At 57.9% G+C, this 19,091-nt stretch carries 17 protein-coding genes; 4 read left to right on the top strand and 13 right to left on the bottom strand.

Going from position 1 to position 19,091, the window contains the following annotated elements; all coding sequences use genetic code 11:
* Positions 1 to 2 precede the first annotated feature (2 nt).
* Positions 3 to 623, top strand: coding sequence for a cation efflux transmembrane domain-containing protein (locus HMPREF3042_RS10055; RefSeq protein WP_049172738.1), 621 nt, complete (start codon positions 3 to 5; stop codon positions 621 to 623).
* 68 nt (positions 624 to 691) lie between these two features.
* On the opposite strand, the gene nagB is transcribed toward HMPREF3042_RS10055, so the two are convergent.
* From nagB to HMPREF3042_RS10035, 4 genes are all read right to left on the bottom strand, one after another.
* Positions 692 to 1,477 (bottom strand): glucosamine-6-phosphate deaminase, encoded by a 786-nt coding sequence (nagB, locus tag HMPREF3042_RS10050; RefSeq protein ID WP_070857075.1) that lies wholly within the window; start codon positions 1,475 to 1,477, stop codon positions 692 to 694.
* 161 nt (positions 1,478 to 1,638) lie between these two features.
* Complete coding sequence (locus HMPREF3042_RS10045) at positions 1,639 to 1,950, bottom strand: hypothetical protein (protein ID WP_070857074.1); 312 nt, start codon at positions 1,948 to 1,950, stop codon at positions 1,639 to 1,641.
* A 96-nt stretch (positions 1,951 to 2,046) separates the two neighbouring features.
* A complete protein-coding gene (locus tag HMPREF3042_RS10040; protein WP_070857073.1) occupies positions 2,047 to 2,835 on the bottom strand; it encodes a MerR family transcriptional regulator in 789 nt (262 codons plus the stop codon).
* Positions 2,836 to 2,946: 111 nt separating this feature from the next.
* The gene (locus HMPREF3042_RS10035; protein WP_070857072.1) at positions 2,947 to 4,674 is read right to left on the bottom strand and encodes an ABC-ATPase domain-containing protein; all 1,728 of its coding nucleotides are present in this window, start codon (positions 4,672 to 4,674) and stop codon (positions 2,947 to 2,949) included.
* A gap of 142 nt (positions 4,675 to 4,816) precedes the next feature.
* Between HMPREF3042_RS10035 and HMPREF3042_RS10030 the strand changes: the two genes are divergently transcribed.
* Positions 4,817 to 6,142 carry an MFS transporter gene (locus HMPREF3042_RS10030; RefSeq protein ID WP_246822419.1) on the top strand — a complete coding sequence of 442 codons (1,326 nt, stop codon included), beginning with the start codon at positions 4,817 to 4,819 and terminating at the stop codon, positions 6,140 to 6,142.
* Here the strand turns inward: HMPREF3042_RS10030 and HMPREF3042_RS10025 are convergent.
* Together HMPREF3042_RS10025 and HMPREF3042_RS10020 are read right to left on the bottom strand one after the other, a co-directional pair.
* The gene (locus HMPREF3042_RS10025; RefSeq protein WP_188015614.1) at positions 6,139 to 7,173 is read right to left on the bottom strand and encodes an NADP-dependent oxidoreductase; all 1,035 of its coding nucleotides are present in this window, start codon (positions 7,171 to 7,173) and stop codon (positions 6,139 to 6,141) included. The genes HMPREF3042_RS10030 and HMPREF3042_RS10025 overlap by 4 nt on opposite strands.
* Before the next feature lie 170 nt (positions 7,174 to 7,343).
* Complete coding sequence (locus tag HMPREF3042_RS10020) at positions 7,344 to 7,940, bottom strand: HD domain-containing protein (RefSeq protein WP_070857071.1); 597 nt, start codon at positions 7,938 to 7,940, stop codon at positions 7,344 to 7,346.
* 57 nt (positions 7,941 to 7,997) lie between these two features.
* Here HMPREF3042_RS10020 and HMPREF3042_RS10015 point away from each other — a divergent pair, with 57 nt between their 5' ends.
* On the top strand, positions 7,998 to 9,092 hold the full coding sequence (locus HMPREF3042_RS10015; RefSeq protein WP_070857070.1) for a trimeric intracellular cation channel family protein: 1,095 nt from the start codon (positions 7,998 to 8,000) through the stop codon (positions 9,090 to 9,092).
* Positions 9,093 to 9,107: 15 nt separating this feature from the next.
* Complete coding sequence (locus HMPREF3042_RS10010; RefSeq protein WP_070857069.1) at positions 9,108 to 10,403, top strand: alpha/beta fold hydrolase; 1,296 nt, start codon at positions 9,108 to 9,110, stop codon at positions 10,401 to 10,403.
* 46 nt (positions 10,404 to 10,449) lie between these two features.
* On the opposite strand, the gene HMPREF3042_RS10005 is transcribed toward HMPREF3042_RS10010, so the two are convergent.
* The 7 genes from HMPREF3042_RS10005 to HMPREF3042_RS09980 all read right to left on the bottom strand — a co-directional run bounded on the left by HMPREF3042_RS10005 (position 10,450) and on the right by HMPREF3042_RS09980 (position 19,064).
* Positions 10,450 to 12,294 (bottom strand): amino acid ABC transporter ATP-binding/permease protein, encoded by a 1,845-nt coding sequence (locus HMPREF3042_RS10005; protein ID WP_070857068.1) that lies wholly within the window; start codon positions 12,292 to 12,294, stop codon positions 10,450 to 10,452.
* 1 nt (position 12,295) lies between these two features.
* Entirely contained in the window at positions 12,296 to 14,128 is a 1,833-nt protein-coding gene (locus HMPREF3042_RS10000) for an ATP-binding cassette domain-containing protein (RefSeq protein ID WP_070857067.1), read from the bottom strand.
* A 21-nt stretch (positions 14,129 to 14,149) separates the two neighbouring features.
* The gene (locus HMPREF3042_RS09995) at positions 14,150 to 15,175 is read right to left on the bottom strand and encodes an ABC transporter substrate-binding protein (protein ID WP_070857066.1); all 1,026 of its coding nucleotides are present in this window, start codon (positions 15,173 to 15,175) and stop codon (positions 14,150 to 14,152) included.
* Positions 15,176 to 15,259: 84 nt separating this feature from the next.
* A complete protein-coding gene (locus HMPREF3042_RS09990) occupies positions 15,260 to 16,120 on the bottom strand; it encodes an ABC transporter ATP-binding protein (protein ID WP_070857065.1) in 861 nt (286 codons plus the stop codon).
* Positions 16,117 to 17,214, bottom strand: coding sequence for a FecCD family ABC transporter permease (locus HMPREF3042_RS09985; protein WP_246822416.1), 1,098 nt, complete (start codon positions 17,212 to 17,214; stop codon positions 16,117 to 16,119). The genes HMPREF3042_RS09990 and HMPREF3042_RS09985 overlap by 4 nt, the downstream gene beginning before the upstream one ends.
* A 142-nt stretch (positions 17,215 to 17,356) precedes the next feature.
* Positions 17,357 to 17,524, bottom strand: coding sequence for an antitoxin (locus HMPREF3042_RS10715; protein ID WP_016422348.1), 168 nt, complete (start codon positions 17,522 to 17,524; stop codon positions 17,357 to 17,359).
* A gap of 142 nt (positions 17,525 to 17,666) precedes the next feature.
* Complete coding sequence (locus tag HMPREF3042_RS09980) at positions 17,667 to 19,064, bottom strand: MFS transporter (protein ID WP_070857063.1); 1,398 nt, start codon at positions 19,062 to 19,064, stop codon at positions 17,667 to 17,669.
* Positions 19,065 to 19,091 lie beyond the last annotated feature (27 nt).

Raw genomic sequence — 19,091 nt, 5'->3', positions numbered from 1 at the left:
CGATGTCCTCCGTGTTTACCTCATCAACTTTGGATCACCGCGCCCGCAAAATTGTTGCGTGGGTAGCAGGCCTGAATCTTCTCGGATTCTTCATTGAATTAATTGTTGCCTCAATTATTGGTTCCGCAGCGCTGTTCGCCGACGCTGCAGACTTTCTTGAAGACTTTCTGATCAACCTGCTGGTTCTCACCGCATTGGGGTGGTCGCTGGCGAGCCGTCGTAAAGCGAGCTTCGGCCTTGCCGGGCTGATTCTGATTCCGGCGATTGCGGCGTTCGGCACCGCCATTTGGAAGATGATTAGCGGTGAGCCGCCAGAGCCACTAACGCTGTCGGTGACGGCAATTATCGCGATGGTCATCAACCTGGTCTGCGCGATTTTGCTGATGAACCTGCGCAAAGCCGACAGTGCACTCATGCGCGGCGCGTGGTTGGCGGCGCGTAACGACGTCCTGGCGAACCTGCTCATCCTCGCCGCCGGAGTGGTCACCATTTTTTGGTTCAGCGCATGGCCGGACATCGTCGTGGGGCTTGTCATCGGCGTCATCAACCTCACGGCTGCGAAGGAAGTCTACGAGCAAGCGCGTGCCGAAGACCCCGAGCTAGAGATGGATGATGACGACTAGCGCTAGCAAGCCGTGTGCGTGGCGCGATGAGGTAGAGGAATAGTCAGGGCGGGGAGGGAGGCTGAGGCCTACTTCCACATATCCTTCTGCCACTGCGGCTTATGAGCATAAGTGAACTCGTAGTATTCCTTGTTCTTCAGCTCACTTGCTGCGGCCTGGTCAATTACAACCGTGGCCCGTGGGTGCAATTGCAATACGGACGCGGGCATAGAAACGCTCAGTGGGCCTTCGATGGAGGCGGCAATAGCGTGCGCCTTTGCGGTGCCGGTGGCCAGTAACAGGAGATGGCCCGCACGTGAAATAGTGCCAAGCCCCTGGGTGACCACGTGGTACGGCACGTCGTCCGCGGAGTCGAAGAACCGGGCGTTATCCAGCACGGTCTGCGGGTGCAGCGTCTTAATGCGGGTCAGAGAACTAAAAGAGCTGGAGGGCTCGTTAAACCCGACATGCCCATTGGTGCCGATGCCGAGCAACTGAATGTCGATGCCACCGGCCTCGATAATCTTGCGTTCGTAGTCCTCGCAGGCTGCGCCGATGTCGTCTGCGAGACCATCGGGAATATGGACACGCGCCGGGTCGACATCCACGTGATCGGAAAACTCATTGTGAATCACGTGGTAGTAGCTCTGCTCATGCTCGATGGGCAGGCCCACATACTCGTCGAGTGCGAAGAAGCTGCAGTCCTTGAAGGTGACTTCACCAGCCCGATGGCGACGAATCAGTTCTCTATACGTCGCAAGCGGGGTCGATCCTGTTGCTACACCGAGGTTTCCACCTTTGTTGGCGTAGTACGCGAGGTAGTCCGAAGCGATGCTTGCGACTTCGGCCTCAGAATCGACGATGATGATTTCCATGGTGGAACACTCCTGAAAACGAGGGCTCTTGGCAGAAATTGCAAAAGGTGCGAGACAGAGTACCAGTGACTCCACAACGCTAAGCGCTATAGCCCTATTCAGATGAGGTTAATCTGCCATGGGGTTAGACCTGTAATTGAGCCCTGTTTTTCCTGCGTAGGCTACTTCACCCAGAACTTGCCGTCTTCATCCTTGTAGATGATGTCGCCAGCGTGAGCGACCTGGGTGTCATTAACCTGAAGCTCAACCAAATCCAGCGTTTCGACGATTGGTTCAATGTAGACGCCACCGTTAAACCAAACCTTGAAAGCATCTGCTGAAGTCGAAGAACCGGAGAAACGGTGTTCTTCATACTTGTGCACTGGTGCAAAAGGGCAGCCAATAGCCTGTGCGACAGCCGGAGATGCAGCAACAGCGCCCAGCACAGTAGCGGCACCGATGGCGAAAGCGGCGAAAGAGCGAGAGAACTTCATGAGTCAATTCTAAGCGGATTCAGGCCCGGGTGGGAAGGCCTGGATGAACGGCTACCGCCTGCCGCCTAGCGTCACCCGCCACCTGCCACCTGCCACCTACCGCCACTCGGCAGTAGCCGGGTCAATCCCTTCTTTACGAGCCTGAGCTTCAATCAATTCCAGCAGGTAGCCAGCATTGCCGCGGTAATACCGGTCAAACCGGGAATCAGCGACGTACATGCGAGCCAGCAGAATCTGCTTTTCTCGACCAGCCTCGTAGAAGCGGGTAATAGAGGACAAGTGACGGTCAACTAACGTAGCCGCTTCAGTGGAACCTGGCTCCACGTGGCGCTCGGCAGCGTCGGCAAGCGCATCGGCAAAATCCTTAGCCTCTGCCTCAAGAGCAGCCCAGTCGTTATCCGTCATATTTTCCTGAGCCTGCTGGGACTGCTCCCACTCGGTGGTGTCACCCCAGCGCTCCTCAGCCTCGGCCTCTAGATTCTGCCAGTCGCGGCCCAAAAGCTCAGCCTTCGTCTTTGCTTCCATCGTGTGTCCTTCCTCAATCAGTTTGTCCAGAGCCTGCACCATGTGGTGCAGGTCAGCGATCTTCTCGGTGAGAACAGTTCGCTGTGCGAGCAAACGATCTTTCCGACTTATCGGGGAGGAATCGCCGTGGATGAAATCCCCGATAGTCTTCAACGGCACACCAGCGGCGCGGTAGACCAGAATCTCCAGCGCGGTGTCGATGTCCTCATCGGTGTAGAGGCGGTAATCGGACCACGTGCGATACTGCGGGCTGAGCAGCCCAACGGTATCCCAGTGCCGCAGCGTGCGCGTGGTAACGCCCAACAGTTCAGCTGCCTCGCCGATGGTGTACTCGTTGTCGTTGTTGCTCACGGGAATCATCTTTCTGTTTGACGCCGCGTCAAGGTCAAGACCCGACGCCGAAATCCGTCGAAGAAGTTAGTTGCGGCAGCCGCAGGTGTGCCGTTCCGCAGCCCGCTAACCTTCGGCTCGCTACCGCAAGAGCCGAAGTCTGTTGATTGCCGCTGCAACCTCCTGGAAACGAGGCTCGGCCAGATGACCAGAATTGGTAGACGCAGCTGCCGCGTCGAAAAGCGAATGACAAAAGTTTTCGTGTTCGCGCTGAATCAGCTCGGTGAGGTCAGTACGCCCATCGAGCTGCTTTACGACGGCGCCCAGAATCCGGGCAATGGCTTCTGTTTGGGAGGAATCCATCAATTGGCTGACAGCGCGCAAGTCAAGATTGTCCTTGCCCACCTGAATCAACTCCAGACCACGAGCACGCGGTGGCTTAGGTGGTTTCGCACCGCTACCGCGACCGCCACGCCCACCATGTCCACCACGGCTCTCACCGGCAGGGAAGTCCGCCCGCAATAAACGCTCACCAATTTGCGCAAAAGCTGGCGAAGGTGCAGCCGGGGTGGCAGATTCTCGGAGCTCACGGGCGCGCTCGGTGACGTCGTAAGGCGTGTACGCATCCATAGCAATCACGGTGTCCGCGACATCGATGAAAGCACCAGAACCACCAGCGACGATAACCGTGGAGATCCCGTGGTCCTTCCAGAGCTCGCGGACCCGTGCGACCAGTGGAGTAATTGGCTCGCGGTCATCGGGGATGAGTCGGCGCATACGCTCATCACGAATCATGAAGTTAGTCGCGGAGGTGTCCTCATCGATGAGCAGCACTCGAGCACCGGAACCCAGCGCCTCCATCAGACCCGCAGCTTGGGAGGTCGACCCCGATGCGTTCGCCGTGGAAAACCGGGTCGTGTCATCACCGGAGGGAAGACCGTTGATAAACGGTGAGATATCCACACCAGTGATGGCCCGGCCGTCCTCGGCACGCAGCGCAACCGCAGTCTCGTCGGCGACGACAAACTCGCGGCCATCGCCAGCAACATGGTTATAAACACCCGTGACCAGAGAGGACAGCAATGTGGACTTGCCGTGGTAGCCACCGCCGACAATCAACGTCACGCCCCGCGGAATGCCCATGCCGTGCACCGTTTTACCCGATGGCAGCTGAAAACTGTGCTGCAGCGATTCGGGCGAGGTAAACGCAGTCGCACCGGGCTTCGGCAGCTGGCTATTGCCCGCCTGACGGGGCAACACCGACCCGTCTGCCACAAACCCAATCAGGTCCGCGTCCGCCACCGCACGGCGTAAAAAGAGCTGGTCATACTCTAATTCCGCGGCTTCCTCGAGCGCATCGATGGGTGCGTTCACGATGGCGTCGTCAAGCGCGTCCAACAAATCCTCACAGATCAGACGCGCTGCCTCACGGCCGAGAATGCGTCGGCCGCGGGCGGGCAGTTGGATTTCCAGGCAGATCTGGAGGGCATCATCATGCTTATCGACGTCGTGCGCATCCCCACGGAGCTCAGCGACAGCTGCTCGACGCAAAACCTGCTGACCTGGGGAATCGATGAACAGCCCGCGTCCATACTTCTTAAACGCGCGCACGAGGCGACGGTTCAATAAGTCGAGCTCTGCCGTGCTGAACCTGCCCGGTTGTGCGCGGGATGCGCCGCGATAGTCCAGCACTGATAGCGGAATGTGGACTCGTGCCCGAGATGCTGGGGCGTAGGGGTCGGACTGGACCTTGTCGATGAACAGCGTCGCGTTCAGGTCCGGCAGGTCGTGGGAGCCACGAAGAGATTTGTATGCACCGTAGCTCTTGCCATCGAGGTTGGAGAGACGTCGATAAAGGTCAGCGGGCATATTGCTACTTTCGTTGGAGATGTTAGGTGTTCTTCCCGCGAGTGTAGCGGCAGAGAGGACAGGCGCGATTCATTCTTCGATTAGCCTGGGCAGACGGTCGCGTGCGGTAGCGCCGTTGCTACAGGCAGGTAGCGTGAAAGGCATGACTGATAGCTCGGAAGATGCCAAACCCACGGACGCAGGGGACAACCCAGAGCTAGTGCAGAAACATGCCCGCTCGAACGCCAAGCGCTATGTCTGGGCGAACGGTCTGCAGAATATCGGCGACCAGATTGTGGCAGCCAAGACGTTGCTGCCATGGTTGCTGCATTCTGCTGGTGCGCCGGGCTTCTTCATCGCCATGCTTGTGCCGGTGCGCGAGTCTGGCTCGATGCTTCCGCAGGCTGCGCTCACCCCGTGGGTGAAGTCTCGCCCGCGCCGCACCACCGTCTGGATCGCTGGCGCGTTGGGGCAAGCGGTCGCGGCAGCGCTGATTGGTCTGGCGGCGTTGTTCCTGGAAGGCACCGCGCTCGGTGTCGCTGTCATCATCGCGCTTGCAGGCTTTGCGACGGCCCGAGCCCTGTGCTCGATGGCCTCGAAGGATGTTCAGGGACGCACGATTCCGAAGGGACAGCGCGGGCAGATTAGTGGCCGAGCTGCGATGTTGGGCGGTGTCGCCGCAATTATTGTCGGTGCGGTGTTGTGGATCATCCGCGACAACGTCACCAAACCAATCGTGGCGGGCCTCATTTTTGTTGCGGCACTGTCGTGGGTGGTTGCGGTTGTGATTTTCCGGGGAATTGTTGAGCCCACAAACGAGGGGGACAAGGAAGAACCGAATAAAACCTGGTGGAAGGACACCTGGCGGCTCTTTGCAGAGGATAAAAACTTTCGTGACTTTGTGATTGTCCGAAGCCTCTTGCTGGTCACAGCACTGTCCACGTCGTTCATTGTGACCCTAAGTGCACAGGTGGGTGCTGACCTGGAAGCAGCTGATGGTGGTGGCGGGGGAGTAAGCGCCAACGTTGGTATCTTCATGCTCGCCGCCGGCTTCGCATCCCTCATTGGCGGAAAAGTCGCCGGAATCTGGTCGGATAAGTCCTCGAAGAAGGTGTTGACCTATTCTTCGCTGGTCGGTTCAATCGTTCTTTTCCTGCTGGTCGCCAGTGCTCACTGGCTTTCCACCAGTGCCAATGCCTGGATTTTCCCACTCGGTTTTTTTGCAATGTCCGTCGTCCACGCAGGTGTTCGTGTGGCTCGTTCGACCTATGTTGTTGACATGGCAGAAGGCGACAAGCGCACCGAGTACGTCGGAGCGGCCAACACCATTATGGGTGTTGTTCTGCTCATCGTCGGTGCGTTGTCAGGTGTTATTGCCAGCTTCGGTCCCGCGGCGGCTTTAATCTTCCTGGCGCTGATGGGACTGGTCGGTGTCGCTATGTCGAGCAGGCTGAAGGAAGTCTCGGCGCCCCACAAGACAGTTATTTAGAACTCTACGACCATCTTGCCGGTATTGCCTCCGCTAAACAGCTCGAGGAATGCAGCTGGCATGTTCTCGATACCGTGGCGAGTGGTGACATCGTAGGCGACCTTACCGCTGACGACCTGCGGAGCCATTCGCTCCTGGAATTCACCTGCCAGGTGCAGGTACTTGCCCAAGACGAAGCCGCGCAGAGTAATGCACTTGCCAATCGCCAGAGCCAAGTTACGTGGTCCGGTCGGAGCTCCAGTGTTGTTGTACTGGGAGATTGCGCCACACATAGCGACACGACCAAAGGTGCGCATCGCGCCGATGGCTGCCTCAAGGTGGTCGCCGCCGACGTTATCGAAGTAGAAGTCAATGCCCTCTGGAGCGGTCTTAGCCAGCTGTTCTGCAACCGGGCCGTCGTTGTAGTTGAAGGCGGCATCAAAGCCGAGTTCGAGTAGGCGCTCAACCTTTTCGTCCGAGCCGGCGGAACCAATGACACGGGATGCGCCCATCTGCTTGGCAAACTGACCAGCAGCCGAGCCGACCGCACCAGCAGCGCCAGAGATAAAGACGACGTCGCCTTCCTTCATCTCTCCGACAGCAGTCAGGCCAACGTAAGCAGTAAGGCCAGTAAGACCAAGGATGCCCAGGTAGGCAGCAGCCGGTGCAACGTTCAGGTCAACCGGTGTTGCCTCGGAATCGGCAATAACAGCATTGGTCTGCCAGCCATAAGAGTGGCGGACAGCGTCGCCAACCTGGAACTTATCCGACTTGGACGCAAGGACAGTGCCCACAGCGCCGCCAGTCATTGGCTGGTCAAGCTGAAAAGGAGGAACGTACGACTTGGTGTCGTTCATACGGCCACGCATGTAGGGATCGACGGTAGCGACCGAGTTGGCTACCAAAATGTCGCCGTCGTTAAGCTCTGGCAAATCGACGGTCTCGAGGCGGAAATTCTCGTCAGTCGGCAGGCCAGTCGGGCGGGAAGCCAGAACCCACTGCTGAGTGGTAGTGGGCAGTTCGGTTGTGGACGATGCATCAGTGGAAGTCAATGTTTTCTCCTCTTGCGTATTCCTGGACTTAAATTCGGATTTATTGTCGCGCGGCATCAATAACGGCATCAATATCCGAGCCACGTAGGCTGCCACTGTACCGTTGCTTGAGTGCTCCGGGCTATGCCTGGATATGTTTTTATAGTTTAAAGCGATTGGGAAATCGCAGGTTAACTCTCCTGTACCCAGGAATCGAGTCGCTCAATTAGAACGTCCAAGTCGTCCAACAGAGGCATGTCGGGCAGTCGTTCGGCTACTACGTTGCGGACACTCGTGTACCACCACAATTGCTGGCTCGGAGTTGAACGAAAGCGTTTCCACAGGGCGTGGCCATCGCGGTCCAAATCCTCCAGAGTTTGGCTGAGATTGTGGAACTTATCCGCGGCGGCCACGATGATTGACTCCGCGCTGCCACGAGAAAGTTGCTCCAGGTAGGCATCGGCACGCTCCTGCCAGGAGGGCAAGGAAGAATTTTTGGTGACACCCTCGACAATCTCAACCACTCGAAGCCCGAACTCATCTTTCATCTCGGCACGTGAGTAGTTTTCCGGCACGTCTTCCAAAATGTCGTGGAAGAGGGCTGCCAACAGCACGTCTTCGTCGTTAGTCACGCTCGCCGCAATCAACATCACCGCCATTGGATGGCTGATATAGGGAACGCCAGATCCCTTTCGGTAGTGCCCATCGTGCGCGCGGGAAGCAGTTGCGATGCCGCGCATGAGCCTGCCACTGGGGCGTGTCGAAGCAAAGGGGTTAGCGTTTTCCATGGGTATCCCGACCTTTCGTTGATGCTTGAAAAATAGCAGCGTCTAAGCTTGAACATCATGAACGTCGCAGAAGTAGATCCGCTCATTGAGTCGATGTACCAGTGGTCCGATGTCAGCGGTGTCCTGCTCATGGGCATCATCGGTGGCACCATCGCCCGGCAACGAGGCTACGACATCATCGGGTTCTTCTTTATTGCGCTGTTTTCCGCACTGGGTGGCGGCATGATTCGCGACGTTCTGATCAACCAGGGCACTGTCGCCGCCATGAGTCAGCCGGAGTACCTAATCCTGGCATTCACCGGTGCACTTATCGCGCGATTTTTCTATTTCAAAGGTAAGACCTGGGAATATGTCCAGGTCCACGGTGACGCCGTGGTCTCGGGGCTCTGGGCCGCGACGGGAACGGTCAAAGGTGTCACGTATGGCTTGCCCATCCTGCCGTGCATCATGATGGGCGTTTTCACCGCCACTGGCGGTTCCATGATTCGTGACATTGTTACCGGGCGCGTGCCCGCTGTGTTCGGTGGCAATCAGCCTACGGTCATCCCCGCAGTGGCCTGCGCAATCATTGTCATTGGAGGTCACCATCTGGATTTTATGGCCGTGTCCATGGTCGTCGGTCCCATCGTCAGCATTCTGCTTTCGCTGCTGGGGTACTGGGGAAATTGGCGCGTATCGGCCCGCTCTGAGTGGGCACCGCTGAACGACACTGCGGCGCAGATTGCTGTCCTCGCTCGTCGTGCAGAGGGCAAGAGCCGCGAGGTGGGGCGGCGCTTCGAGCCAGCGCGCCTTCGCAGTTGGCGCCACCGTCAGATGGAAAAGGCGCTGCAGCGCCGCATTCAGGCTGAGGTCGACAGGGGAGTGTCGCGTTCCGACGCAGAGGCCAACGCGGAGGAATTCCTGGAGGAGTTCAATGCGGACTTCCCAGCGGATCTGGAAGTTCCGTCGGCACAACAGGAGACAGAGCAAGACGAAAGCGATGAATCCAATTTCGGTGTGGACCTATCCGGTGATTCCTATGACGATTACGGGGAAGATACTGCGCTGCGGCAGCGGGAATACCGGGAGATGTTGGATCAAATTCTTGCTGACGATGAGGCGACCGATTTGCTCGTCGCAAAGCTAATGAAGAAATACGACCAGAGGGATTAGAGGAGCGGTAGAGACATGGCATCGACGAGTACTGCAAGCAGGCATTTTGGGCACATTATTAAGGAACACACCCTTGAGGTTCCCTGGGATCCTTTTACCGGGGCTGCGGATGCTGCGACATTTGAGCTTTTCGCAAGGGAGATCTATGCGCCAGGAAATGAGGACGCGCCGGCAATTGTCTATTTGCAGGGAGGTCCAGGCTTCCCGGCACCGCGTCCAGTGAGCGCAAGAGGGGTAATTGGCGAAGCGCTGAAGGAATTCCGCGTGATTCTTTTGGATCAACGTGGCACGGGACGCTCGCATCGAATTGATGCGGCCAATATTGCGGATATTCCGGCCGAGCGGCTTGCACAATTGCGTCAGGAATACATCGTCGAAGACGCGGAAGCATTGCGAAAGCATTTGAGCATTGCGAAATGGTCGCTGTATGGGCAGTCCTTTGGTGGTTTTTGCATTACTTCATATCTCAGCCGCTATCCGCAATCCGTGGAGCACGCTTACCTCACAGGTGGTTTGCCCGTTCTGGACCGTGGCGCTGATGACCTTTATCGCACGACAGATGGGAAGCTGCGCACCCGCCACGAGCGCTTTTATCGCGAATACCCGTGGGTGGAGAATCGCATTCGAGAAATCTGCGCGCACCTGGAGCAATCTGCAGAAGCTCTCCCCACTGGTGAGCGTCTGAGTTCTCGTCGATTCCGAACCATCGGAATTGAATTGGGTCGTGGAGATGGATTCCACAATCTGGCGTATTTGTTGGAAGAGCCATTCCACATTCGCAATGGTGAAAAGCAATTGCGCACTGATTTCCTAGCCGATGTCGGATCCCGCGTGAGTTTCGCCGACGGTCCGCTATATGCTGCGATTCACGAATCCATTTATGGTGGCGTCGGGGACCAGACCACAACTAATTGGGCAGCTCACCGCATTCGCGAGGAAATTCCAGGTTTCGAGGAAGACGCCAATCCGGCAGGAGACGAGCCGTTTTACCTCACCGGTGAGCATGTCTTCCCCTGGCAATTCGACGAAGACCCCGCGCTCATTCCTTTCAAGGAAAAGGCGGAAACATTGGCGCAGCACACCTGGGAAAGCTCACCGTATGATTCCGCGCGCTTGCTTGCCGACGCCCCGACCTCGGCAGCCGCGGTTTATCTCGACGACATTTTTGTACCGTTCGATTACTCGATGGGGACAGCCAACTGCTACCGAGATCTGCGACCACATGTGACCAATGCATTCCAGCATGACGGTATTCGCCACGATGGCGCGGCAATCTTCGGCCGGCTTCGCAAGCTCGTCGAGGATCACTAGACGAGTATTCGAGCGCTGAGTCTTAGCGCGGAGAGCTAGACCGAGCCTAGACCTCTGCGCGCGCAAGTCGAGCAAAGGCACCGTCGGCGCTCAAGAGGTTGTCATAAGTGCCACGTTCGATGAGCTGGCCGTTTTCAATGACCAGGATGTCATCGGCCTCGGTCAAAGTCTGAAGCCGGTGTGCAATGAAGATGCAAGTCGCGCCACATGCGCGGGCATTGTCGACGATACGAGCCTGTGTCAGCGGATCCTGGTGGCTGGTGGCTTCGTCGAAAATGACAATCTTTCCGGCGAGGTTGGCACCGGGGCCGTTGGGCACGGAACCGTCGGCAAGTACCGCGCGTAAGTAGGTACGAGCCAGCGCCAGACGTTGACGCTGACCACCGCTAAGCCGCTGCGCGCGGCGGCCAATGGGCCTATCCAGCGGCAGCTCAGCAGGGTTGATGGCAGCGAATTCGAGTGCCCAGTGCATCAGCGATTCGGGAACCTCGCAGCCATCAGGTGCGCCGAGACACAAGTTCTCAGCGACAGTGGCCTCCATGAGAAAAGGATTCTGATCTGCGACAACAACAGCTCGGCAGACATTGGTTGAGCCGAGATCACGGGCATTGTGACCATTGATGATGACCTCTCCCGCATCCGGATCGACATGCCGTTGGATTAGCCGGGAAAGCGTGGACTTGCCCGAACCGGTTGGGCCGACGACGCCGATGAACTGCCCTGTGGCAATGCGCACGTTGATGTTGGTCAGCGCCGGGCTGTCGGCGCCAGGGTAGTGATAGCTGACATCGCTCAGTTCGAGGGCAGGGACAGGGTCGGCGGAGTTGGCCCGGGCGCCCTGCGCATGTCGCGATTCAAACTGATTCGGCATCTCCAGCTGCTCCGGCTGCCGCGGTTCGTCCACAGTCGGTGGCTGCGCGGCCAGCTCCCTAATCCGAGTGACTGCATTGAGCCCTGCTGGCAGAGAAGACGCCAGGCGCTCGATCGAATCCATCGATGCAGCTGTTCCCGCCACCAGGGACGTCGCCACCAAAACGGCAGGGAGCATTCGGTAATCGGCGGAAAGAGCCGGGATACCAGCACAAAAGACAGCGATGCTGCCGCCCCAAATCCGAAGCCCAGTCGCACCAGAGCGCAGTCCAGCCCGCTTGCCGCCTGCACGCATCTTCTGGGTGAGCTGCTCGTCGAGCTCGCGCAGTCCCCGCAGTCGCTGCTCGGCTGCGCCGTAGATGAGGATTTCCTCCCGAAGTCGCAGTGTATCGGCGATATACTGCGCAATTTCCGTGCGTGTGGAGTTCGTTGCGGAGGCCTCCGTCGTCGCCTTCTTAGAGCCTGCGAGCGCAATCACAAAGCCAACCGCAAAGGTCAGTGCCAGAGCAATCGTAGGCGGTGCTCCGGCCGTTAATGCCGCTGTCACGACCGCCAGCAGAGGAATTAATACGGCCGTCACCGCGGGCGCAATTGTGTGCGCAAAGAGGACTTCCACACGGTCAACATCACGAATCGCAATCGTGTGAATCCTGGCAGTACCCAGCCCATCGGTTATCGCGGGCGCCTGCGGGATAAGGTGCTCGACGATCCACAGTCGCAGCTCGCCGAGCAGCCGAAATGCCGCCAAATGTCCGAGGTACTGCTCGACATACCGCAGAATCGCTTTCAGCAGCGCCAGCCCTGCAATCACGCCAATGACCGCCCACGTCCACTGCATGCCCATGTTTTGCGACGAGTCGGTTGCGTCCCACCTCGACAGCGCAATTGTGGCAATTGCCCAGGCAGGCACGGCCAGCATCAATGCGCCCAGAATGTGTCCAGTCACGCGTGCGAGGACAGATGCACTGAGCGCCCCGCGAGCCTGTGCGGAAAAGCGCAGCAACCAGATCATGTTGTTCATATCAGCTCTCCTCGGTCAGCGCCCGTGCGTAGTACTCATTGCTTGTGCTCAGTTCGTCGGGTTCGCCCACAGCCACGATTCGGCCTTCGGCAACGACAATGACCAGGTCAACGTCCGATAGTGCTTCCATTCGGTGAGCCACCATGATGCTCGTGCGACCTTCAGCGAGGCGGGTCAAGGACTCCTTGATGAGACCTTCCGTCCGACGATCGATGTCCGCTGTCGGCTCGTCGAGAAGCACAATCGGAGCAGTACCGAGCAGACCACGCGCAATGGTCAGGCGGCGTCGTTGCCCGCCCGAGAGCCAATTGCCCTGATCGCCGACCTCCGAATCGAGACCACCAGGGCGCTGCTCGATTTCGGTGAGTAAGTGCACGTCGCGAAGTGCTTTTCGCATATCGACGGCCGTTGCGTCCGGGCATGCGATGCGAAGATTGTCCGCGACGGTGGTGCCGAAAATGGCTGGTTGCTGGGAGATGAGTAGCGAGTTGGCGAGCAACTCCGGGGTTGAAAGCGCGTGGCCGTCGAGGGAGACTTCCCCGGAATGCGGCTGCAGGCCTGCGAGTACACGCAGGAGTGTGCTTTTTCCGGAACCGCTGGGGCCAACGATGCCGACTCTGCTGCCGGCTGGAATTGTCAGGTTGATATCGGAGAGAATGCGCTTTTCGCCGATGTCAACGCTGACATCGCGAAAGGAAATCTCCGGTGCGTGCTGTACGTGCGGTGCCTGCGGTGCGGAGGCATCGGTGGAATGCGCTGTCGCGGTTGTGGACGCTTCAGCTGGAGGTTCACCGAACATCTCCACAATTCCATCTCGATGGGTGCGTCCACCGAGTCCGATGTAGAAGGTTCGGCCGACACGATTAACGGGCTCGTAGAGCAGAACGGATAGAAAAACACCTGCGAGAGCCGTGCCGACACTGATTGCGCCGGCCTGTAAACGCAGCAGGACAAGGCCGATTGCTGTAGTCGACATTGCAATTCCAAAAACCGCATCGTTGACAATAATCATCAGCTGATTGCGGGCGAGCAGGGCAGTGAGCTCAGCCATCGCAGTGCGAGTTTGGCTGGCAAAACGTGCCATGACCCGGTCAATTGCTCCAAGAACTTTGAATGTGCCCAGCCCTTCGAGCATTTCCAAATACGCATGTGTGGCCTTCGCTTGCTTTCGGCGATACGTCGTATTGGATTTCCGCAGGATTTTTCCAGCACCAATAATGATCAACGGCGTGGAAATGAAAAATAGTGCCAGCCACAAGGCGGTTTTCGTATCCACCCACAAAGCCCAGACCACCAAAATGATCAGTGGAGCACTAAACGAGGCCAACGTGGGAGCGAGAAATGTGGCTCGGTAATTCGCGGTCTGTTCGACGCTTGTGGTCGCTGCATCGAAGAGTAGGCCCTCGCCAGTGTTAGAGGCGCTTCGGTGTGCGTGACCGGATTTCCCGCCACCGTGCCCTTTTCCATGTGCGTGCTTCGGGGCCTGTTCAGGAGCAGAAAACTCCGGCTTCAGCACACTGCCAACCACATGCCAGCGCCACAGCTTTTCCTGCTCACCAGCTAGCCGTGGTGGCAGGGCCTCGGTGACATAAGCACAGAGGCTTCCCAGAATGACCGCCACAATTGCAGCGGCCAGGGATTCATGAAGCCCCCAATCCCCAAACCAATTGCCGCCACTGGTGTCTGTGATACCGCCGTGCAAACTGCTGAGAGCATCGAGCGCGTGTCCAAGAGACACAGCACTGAGAGCGAAGAAAAAGCTGCGCCCCCAGCTGGATAACAAAACCCAGTGCATTCCGCGGGGAGGCGAAGTCAGTGCTTCATGAATCCACATAGCGACGTGAAAACCTATTTTCTATTTAGCCAGCGCGTCAGCGATCTCACGCAGTCCATCGGGCATGTGCATACCGGCGGTGCCAGAGGTCGTCTTCGCATCGATCAGTTGCACTCGATCATTCTTGACCGCAGCGACGTCGGCAAGCGCCGGATTATCCAGCAACTCCTGGAATGGAGCCTTGCCCTGTCCGTGGAAATCCTGAATCAAAATGACATCCGGATTGAGCTGCACAATTGTCTCCGGATCAGCGGGAACGGCACCCGGGCGCTTGCCCTTTGGCGAAATCGGCTCGCCACCGGCCAGCTCAACGAGATTCGTCGTCGCCGACTGCATTCCCATAATCATCTTCTGACCACCGCGGGCAAACAGGACCAGCGTTTTTGGCTTAGTTGTGGAATCAATTCCCGAGAGAATCTCTTCGGTTTCCGATTCAATCTTGGCAACCATTTCGGCCGCCTTGTCCTCGGCTCCCAGCAACTTGCCGAGCGTGGTCACCGATTCTGCCAGCGCCTTCGGCGAAGCGAATTCACTGCTGGAAAACGCAGCGGTCGGAACATCGCTGGCGCCCAGCAGCTTGCTTGCCGACTGCTCCTGATCATGGCGGCTAGTCATCAACACCATGTCCGGCTCATAGGACAGAATCTGCTCCGGATCCGGCTTCGTGGAGTTGGCAATTGCATTAGGCACCTGACGCGCCAGCTCAACCTGATTACCAGAGGTCTCATCGAGCGCGTTCTTCGTCACCGCGACGACACGCTCTGGCCCAACCAGTTCCAGCGCCAGATCCGCAACTTCGGTCGACAGTGCAACGATGCGCTTCGGCTGGCTCTGCACCGTAACGTCGTGGTCGCCGACGGTCACAGTCCGCGGCCACTGCGCCTGCTTGTTCGTCGCAGTTTCGCTTGACGACGGCTGCTGCGACGCCTCCTCCGAAGAAGAACAGGCGACCACCGCAGCGAGTGGGAGCGCTGCAATCAACGGCAGCGCGAAGGTCTTTTTAGAGTTTCGCTTCAAGGCCGAGATAGGAGAAGTTGGTGAAAACATGAAAGTACTTCCTTGCTTGTTGAGTTTTGATTGTTGGGAAAGTTTTCGGTTGCATTTTCGCTAGCTGGAATCAGTTAGCCGCAATCAGTCAGCCGGCCGAGCCCGAGCCAACGCCGTCACTCGCAGTGAACCGGTATGTGGATCGGTATCGACAGCACTGGAGATGCGATAAATCGCATCTATTCGGGGAGGTGTTAGCACCGCTTCGGCGGAACCAGTGACTTCCAATCCGCCGTTGTGAATCACACTGAGCCGGTGACAGCTGCGGGCCGCGAGGTTGAGGTCATGAAGAACAACTCCGATACCGTGGCCTTCGTCGGCTAGCTCGCCGAGCAGCTCGAGGATTTCCAGCTGAAACCCGATGTCCAAGGCCGCAGTGGGTTCGTCGAAAAGCATGACCTTGGCCTGTTGTGCCAATAGCTTTGCGATGAACACCAATTGCCGCTGCCCGCCGGACAGAGCCGTGATAGGGCGGTCGGCGAGTGCGGTGACACCAACGCGGTCGAGCGCGTAGGCGACGATGTCGTGGTCCGTGGAGTTTAGTGAGCTGCGGAAACGGTCACGCCGACGGTGGTGCGCGTACCTGCCGAGTGCCACGACAGTTCGAACGTCAATAGCAGCATCGGCCGGTGTGTGCTGCGGCAGGTACGCCAATCGAGTGGCGCGTTCGTGGGCACGAAGCTTCGTCAGCGGCGCGCCGAGGAGCTCAACCTGCCCCGAACTCGGTGTCACAATGCCAGCTAAAGCACGGAGCAAGGAGGATTTTCCGGTGCCGTTGGAGCCGATGATGCCGTGGACTTCGCCGGGGCGAATAGCAAGGTTCACGCCACTTACGACGGTCCGATTGCGGTAGCCGACACTGAGGTCGGTAGCCCGCAGCAGCGCGGTGCTGTCGGTGTCTGGCTTAGCGACGTGGTCGGTGAGATTTTGCGTCTGCTGACTCATGACTGGCGACCACCTTGCCGAAGAATCAACGCGAGTAGCGCAGGTGCGCCAAGGAACGCGGTGACTGTGCCAGTTTGCAGAGCAACTGGGGAAAAGAGACTGCGGGCGACGAGGTCGGCGAGAATGAGAAACACTGCGCCGAGGCACATAGAAATGGGCAGCAGGCTGCGGTGATCGGGGCCGATGGCAAGGCGAATCAGGTGAGGGACGACCAATCCGACAAAGGAAATAACGCCAGTGACAGCGACGCCCGCTGCCGTGACTAAAGCAGCCAGGGCGAGTAGCAGTTGCCGGATCCAGACTGTGCGCATACCAGTGGCAGCGGCCTGTTCTTCGCCGAGGAGGAGCAGGTTGAGTTCGGGAATGAGCATCATCAGGATAACCGTGCCGACGGTAATGGGGCCGACTGCCAGCGCAATGTCCTGCCAATTGGCAGCAGTCAAATCGCCGTTGAGCCAGAACATGGCCTGTTGTGCGTCATCACTGTGTGGCGCGTTCGCGATGGTGGCGGCGATGACTGCGCCGAGGAACGCATTGAGCGCAATGCCGACGAGCAACAGGGTGGCTCCGCTGCCGCCATTGAGACCGGCGACGATCTGGACAAATATGACAGCCAGCAACGCGCCTATGAACGCGCCTGCCGAGAGGACCCACGGCGCTTTCGCGGCCACGCCAGTGACGATGAGAATAACGGCTACCACTGCTGCACCGGAGGAGACACCGGTAACACCAGGTTCGGCCAGTGGATTGCGAAAGACTGCCTGCATGGTTGCGCCTGCGACAGCGAGCGAGGCACCGACCAGCCCCGCCAACAGGACGCGGGGCAGCCGGATGCTCCAGACAAGTGATTGCGTGGCAGGGGATATCTCTGGCAGGAGGTGGTTGAGAGCTGGGAGGTCGTCGGAAAGCGTATTGATGAGCGGGGTGAGCAGTGCGACGATGCCGTTGCTGAAACCTGTTCCCGCGGGGCCGATGGAGATTGCCAAGAGGATTGTGGCGGGGACGGCCAGGAAAAACAGAAAGCCGAAGAGCCGGGCTCGAAGTTTTTGGTTTCGAGTACGCGGAAGAGAAGCTCTATCGACAATAGTGTTCACTTGGCTAATGATGGACAATGTGAAAATAATTGTCAATAAAGGCGTGTCAGCGGTCCTGTGGGATCTCCTAAGGACAGCAAAACCCCGCACCAGCTCCCCTGTGAAAGTGGGGTGCTAATGCGGGGTGAAGAAGCTCTGTAGCTTACTTCTTGTCGCCCAGGCGCTCGTCTGCCATGTCGCGAACCTTCTTGATCTGGTCAGCCTTGTCCTCGCCGAGCTTGTCCTTGCCCAGCTGCTCAGCCTTGTCCAGAACCTTGTCGGTGTTCTCTTCGTTGCTCAGTGCTTCCTTGGCCTTGTCCATAAGTCCCATGGTGAAGACTCCTTCCATTTTTAATGTCTATTCGCGATTTTTCGTTTGCGGCATAGAGTGTACCGATGAATCTGCGACCTTGCGACCGTATTGGACTCACGGAGTGAATCCGAGATCCGACTAGCAAAATCGTGACTGACGGCTATTGAGCTGTTTTGGTGCGGGATTCATGTGCCTTGTGCATGACTTCGCGCTCGTACTTGCCGACGAAGATCATGAGGACGAACGCTATGGCGACAACGCCAATGAGGGTTGCGAATGTAACATTCCAGCCTGCGAAGTCGATCAAGAGGCCGACACCAGTCGAGGCGAGTGTTGCGCCGAGAAGGTATCCAAACAATCCAGTGAAACCAGCTGCGGTTCCCGCAACATACTTAGGCGAGAGGTCGATGGCCTGCAGTCCGATGAGCATGATTGGACCGTAAATGAGTGCGCCGATCAGGGAGATGAGCACGTAGAACATCCACAATGGTGCCGTGGCGGGTAGCTGCCAATATGCGAAAATGGTGATGCCGGTGCCAATCAGGAAGAGCATGCCGGCGCCTGAGCGCCAACCCTTGAAGACCTTGTCGGAGACCCATCCACACAGCAGGGTGCCAACAATTGCTGCGCCCTCGTAGAGCATGAATCCGATGATTCCGCCCGTGACGTTGGTCTTGTGCAATTCGTTTGTCAAGTAAATCGGAATCCAGTTAAGAACTCCGTAACGGAGTGCGTAGACGAACACATTGGCCAGCGCCAGCATGACGATAACCGGATTGGTAAGAACATGGTTCTTGACGATTGTGAACCAGGGTTCTTGTGCCTCGTCATTAGTTCCTTCGACCTTGTCCGGGTCGTTCCGGTATTCCTCTACCGGAGGCAGGCCCATGGATTGCGGGTTATCTCGAATCAGCAGGAATGCGATGGCGGCAATCACGAGCGCGACAATTGCCGGTAGCCAGAATGCGGGAGTCCAGTCGGCGTCGGAAGTGGCGAACGAATGCAAGCCCCAGGCTGCCAGAGCACCGCCGACGGCGGCGCCGACATTGTGGGCAGTGTTCCAGATCGACATCAAGGTGCCACGCTCGGATGTCGAGAACCAGTGGACGACAACGCGTCCAGAAGGAGGCCAGCCCATGCCTTGGAACCAACCATTGATGAACATGACTGTCGCGAATATTGCAACAGAGGCGCTGATGGCTGGGACGAACGCAACAAAGAGGTTTACGACCGCGGACAGTGCTAGGCCAAGCGGGAGGAAGTACCTGGCATTGGCCCTGTCGGAGAGTATGGCCATGAAGAATTTGGATAGGCCGTAGGAGAACAGAACTGCATTGGCTACGATGCCGATTCCGGCTGCGCCAAGTAGGTCGTGCTTTTCCAGTACGGCGGACACCAGGGGGATGTTATTTCTGATGAGGTAGAAGCCCGCGTAGCCGATGAAGATGCCCATGAACACGTTGAATCGCCAGGTTCGGTAGGTCGGGGCAATTTTTTCCTCGGGGAGGGGAGCTGCTGGGCCGGGTGCGCTGAGCCAGCCGAGCCTCTGACTGCTCATAATGACAGTCCTTTCGCTGAAGGCCGC

It is taken from the genome of Corynebacterium sp. HMSC074C05 (assembly GCF_001838325.1).
GTDB classification, from domain to species: Bacteria; Actinomycetota; Actinomycetes; order Mycobacteriales; family Mycobacteriaceae; genus Corynebacterium; species Corynebacterium amycolatum.
This window is presented reverse-complemented; position numbering and strand designations above follow the sequence as displayed.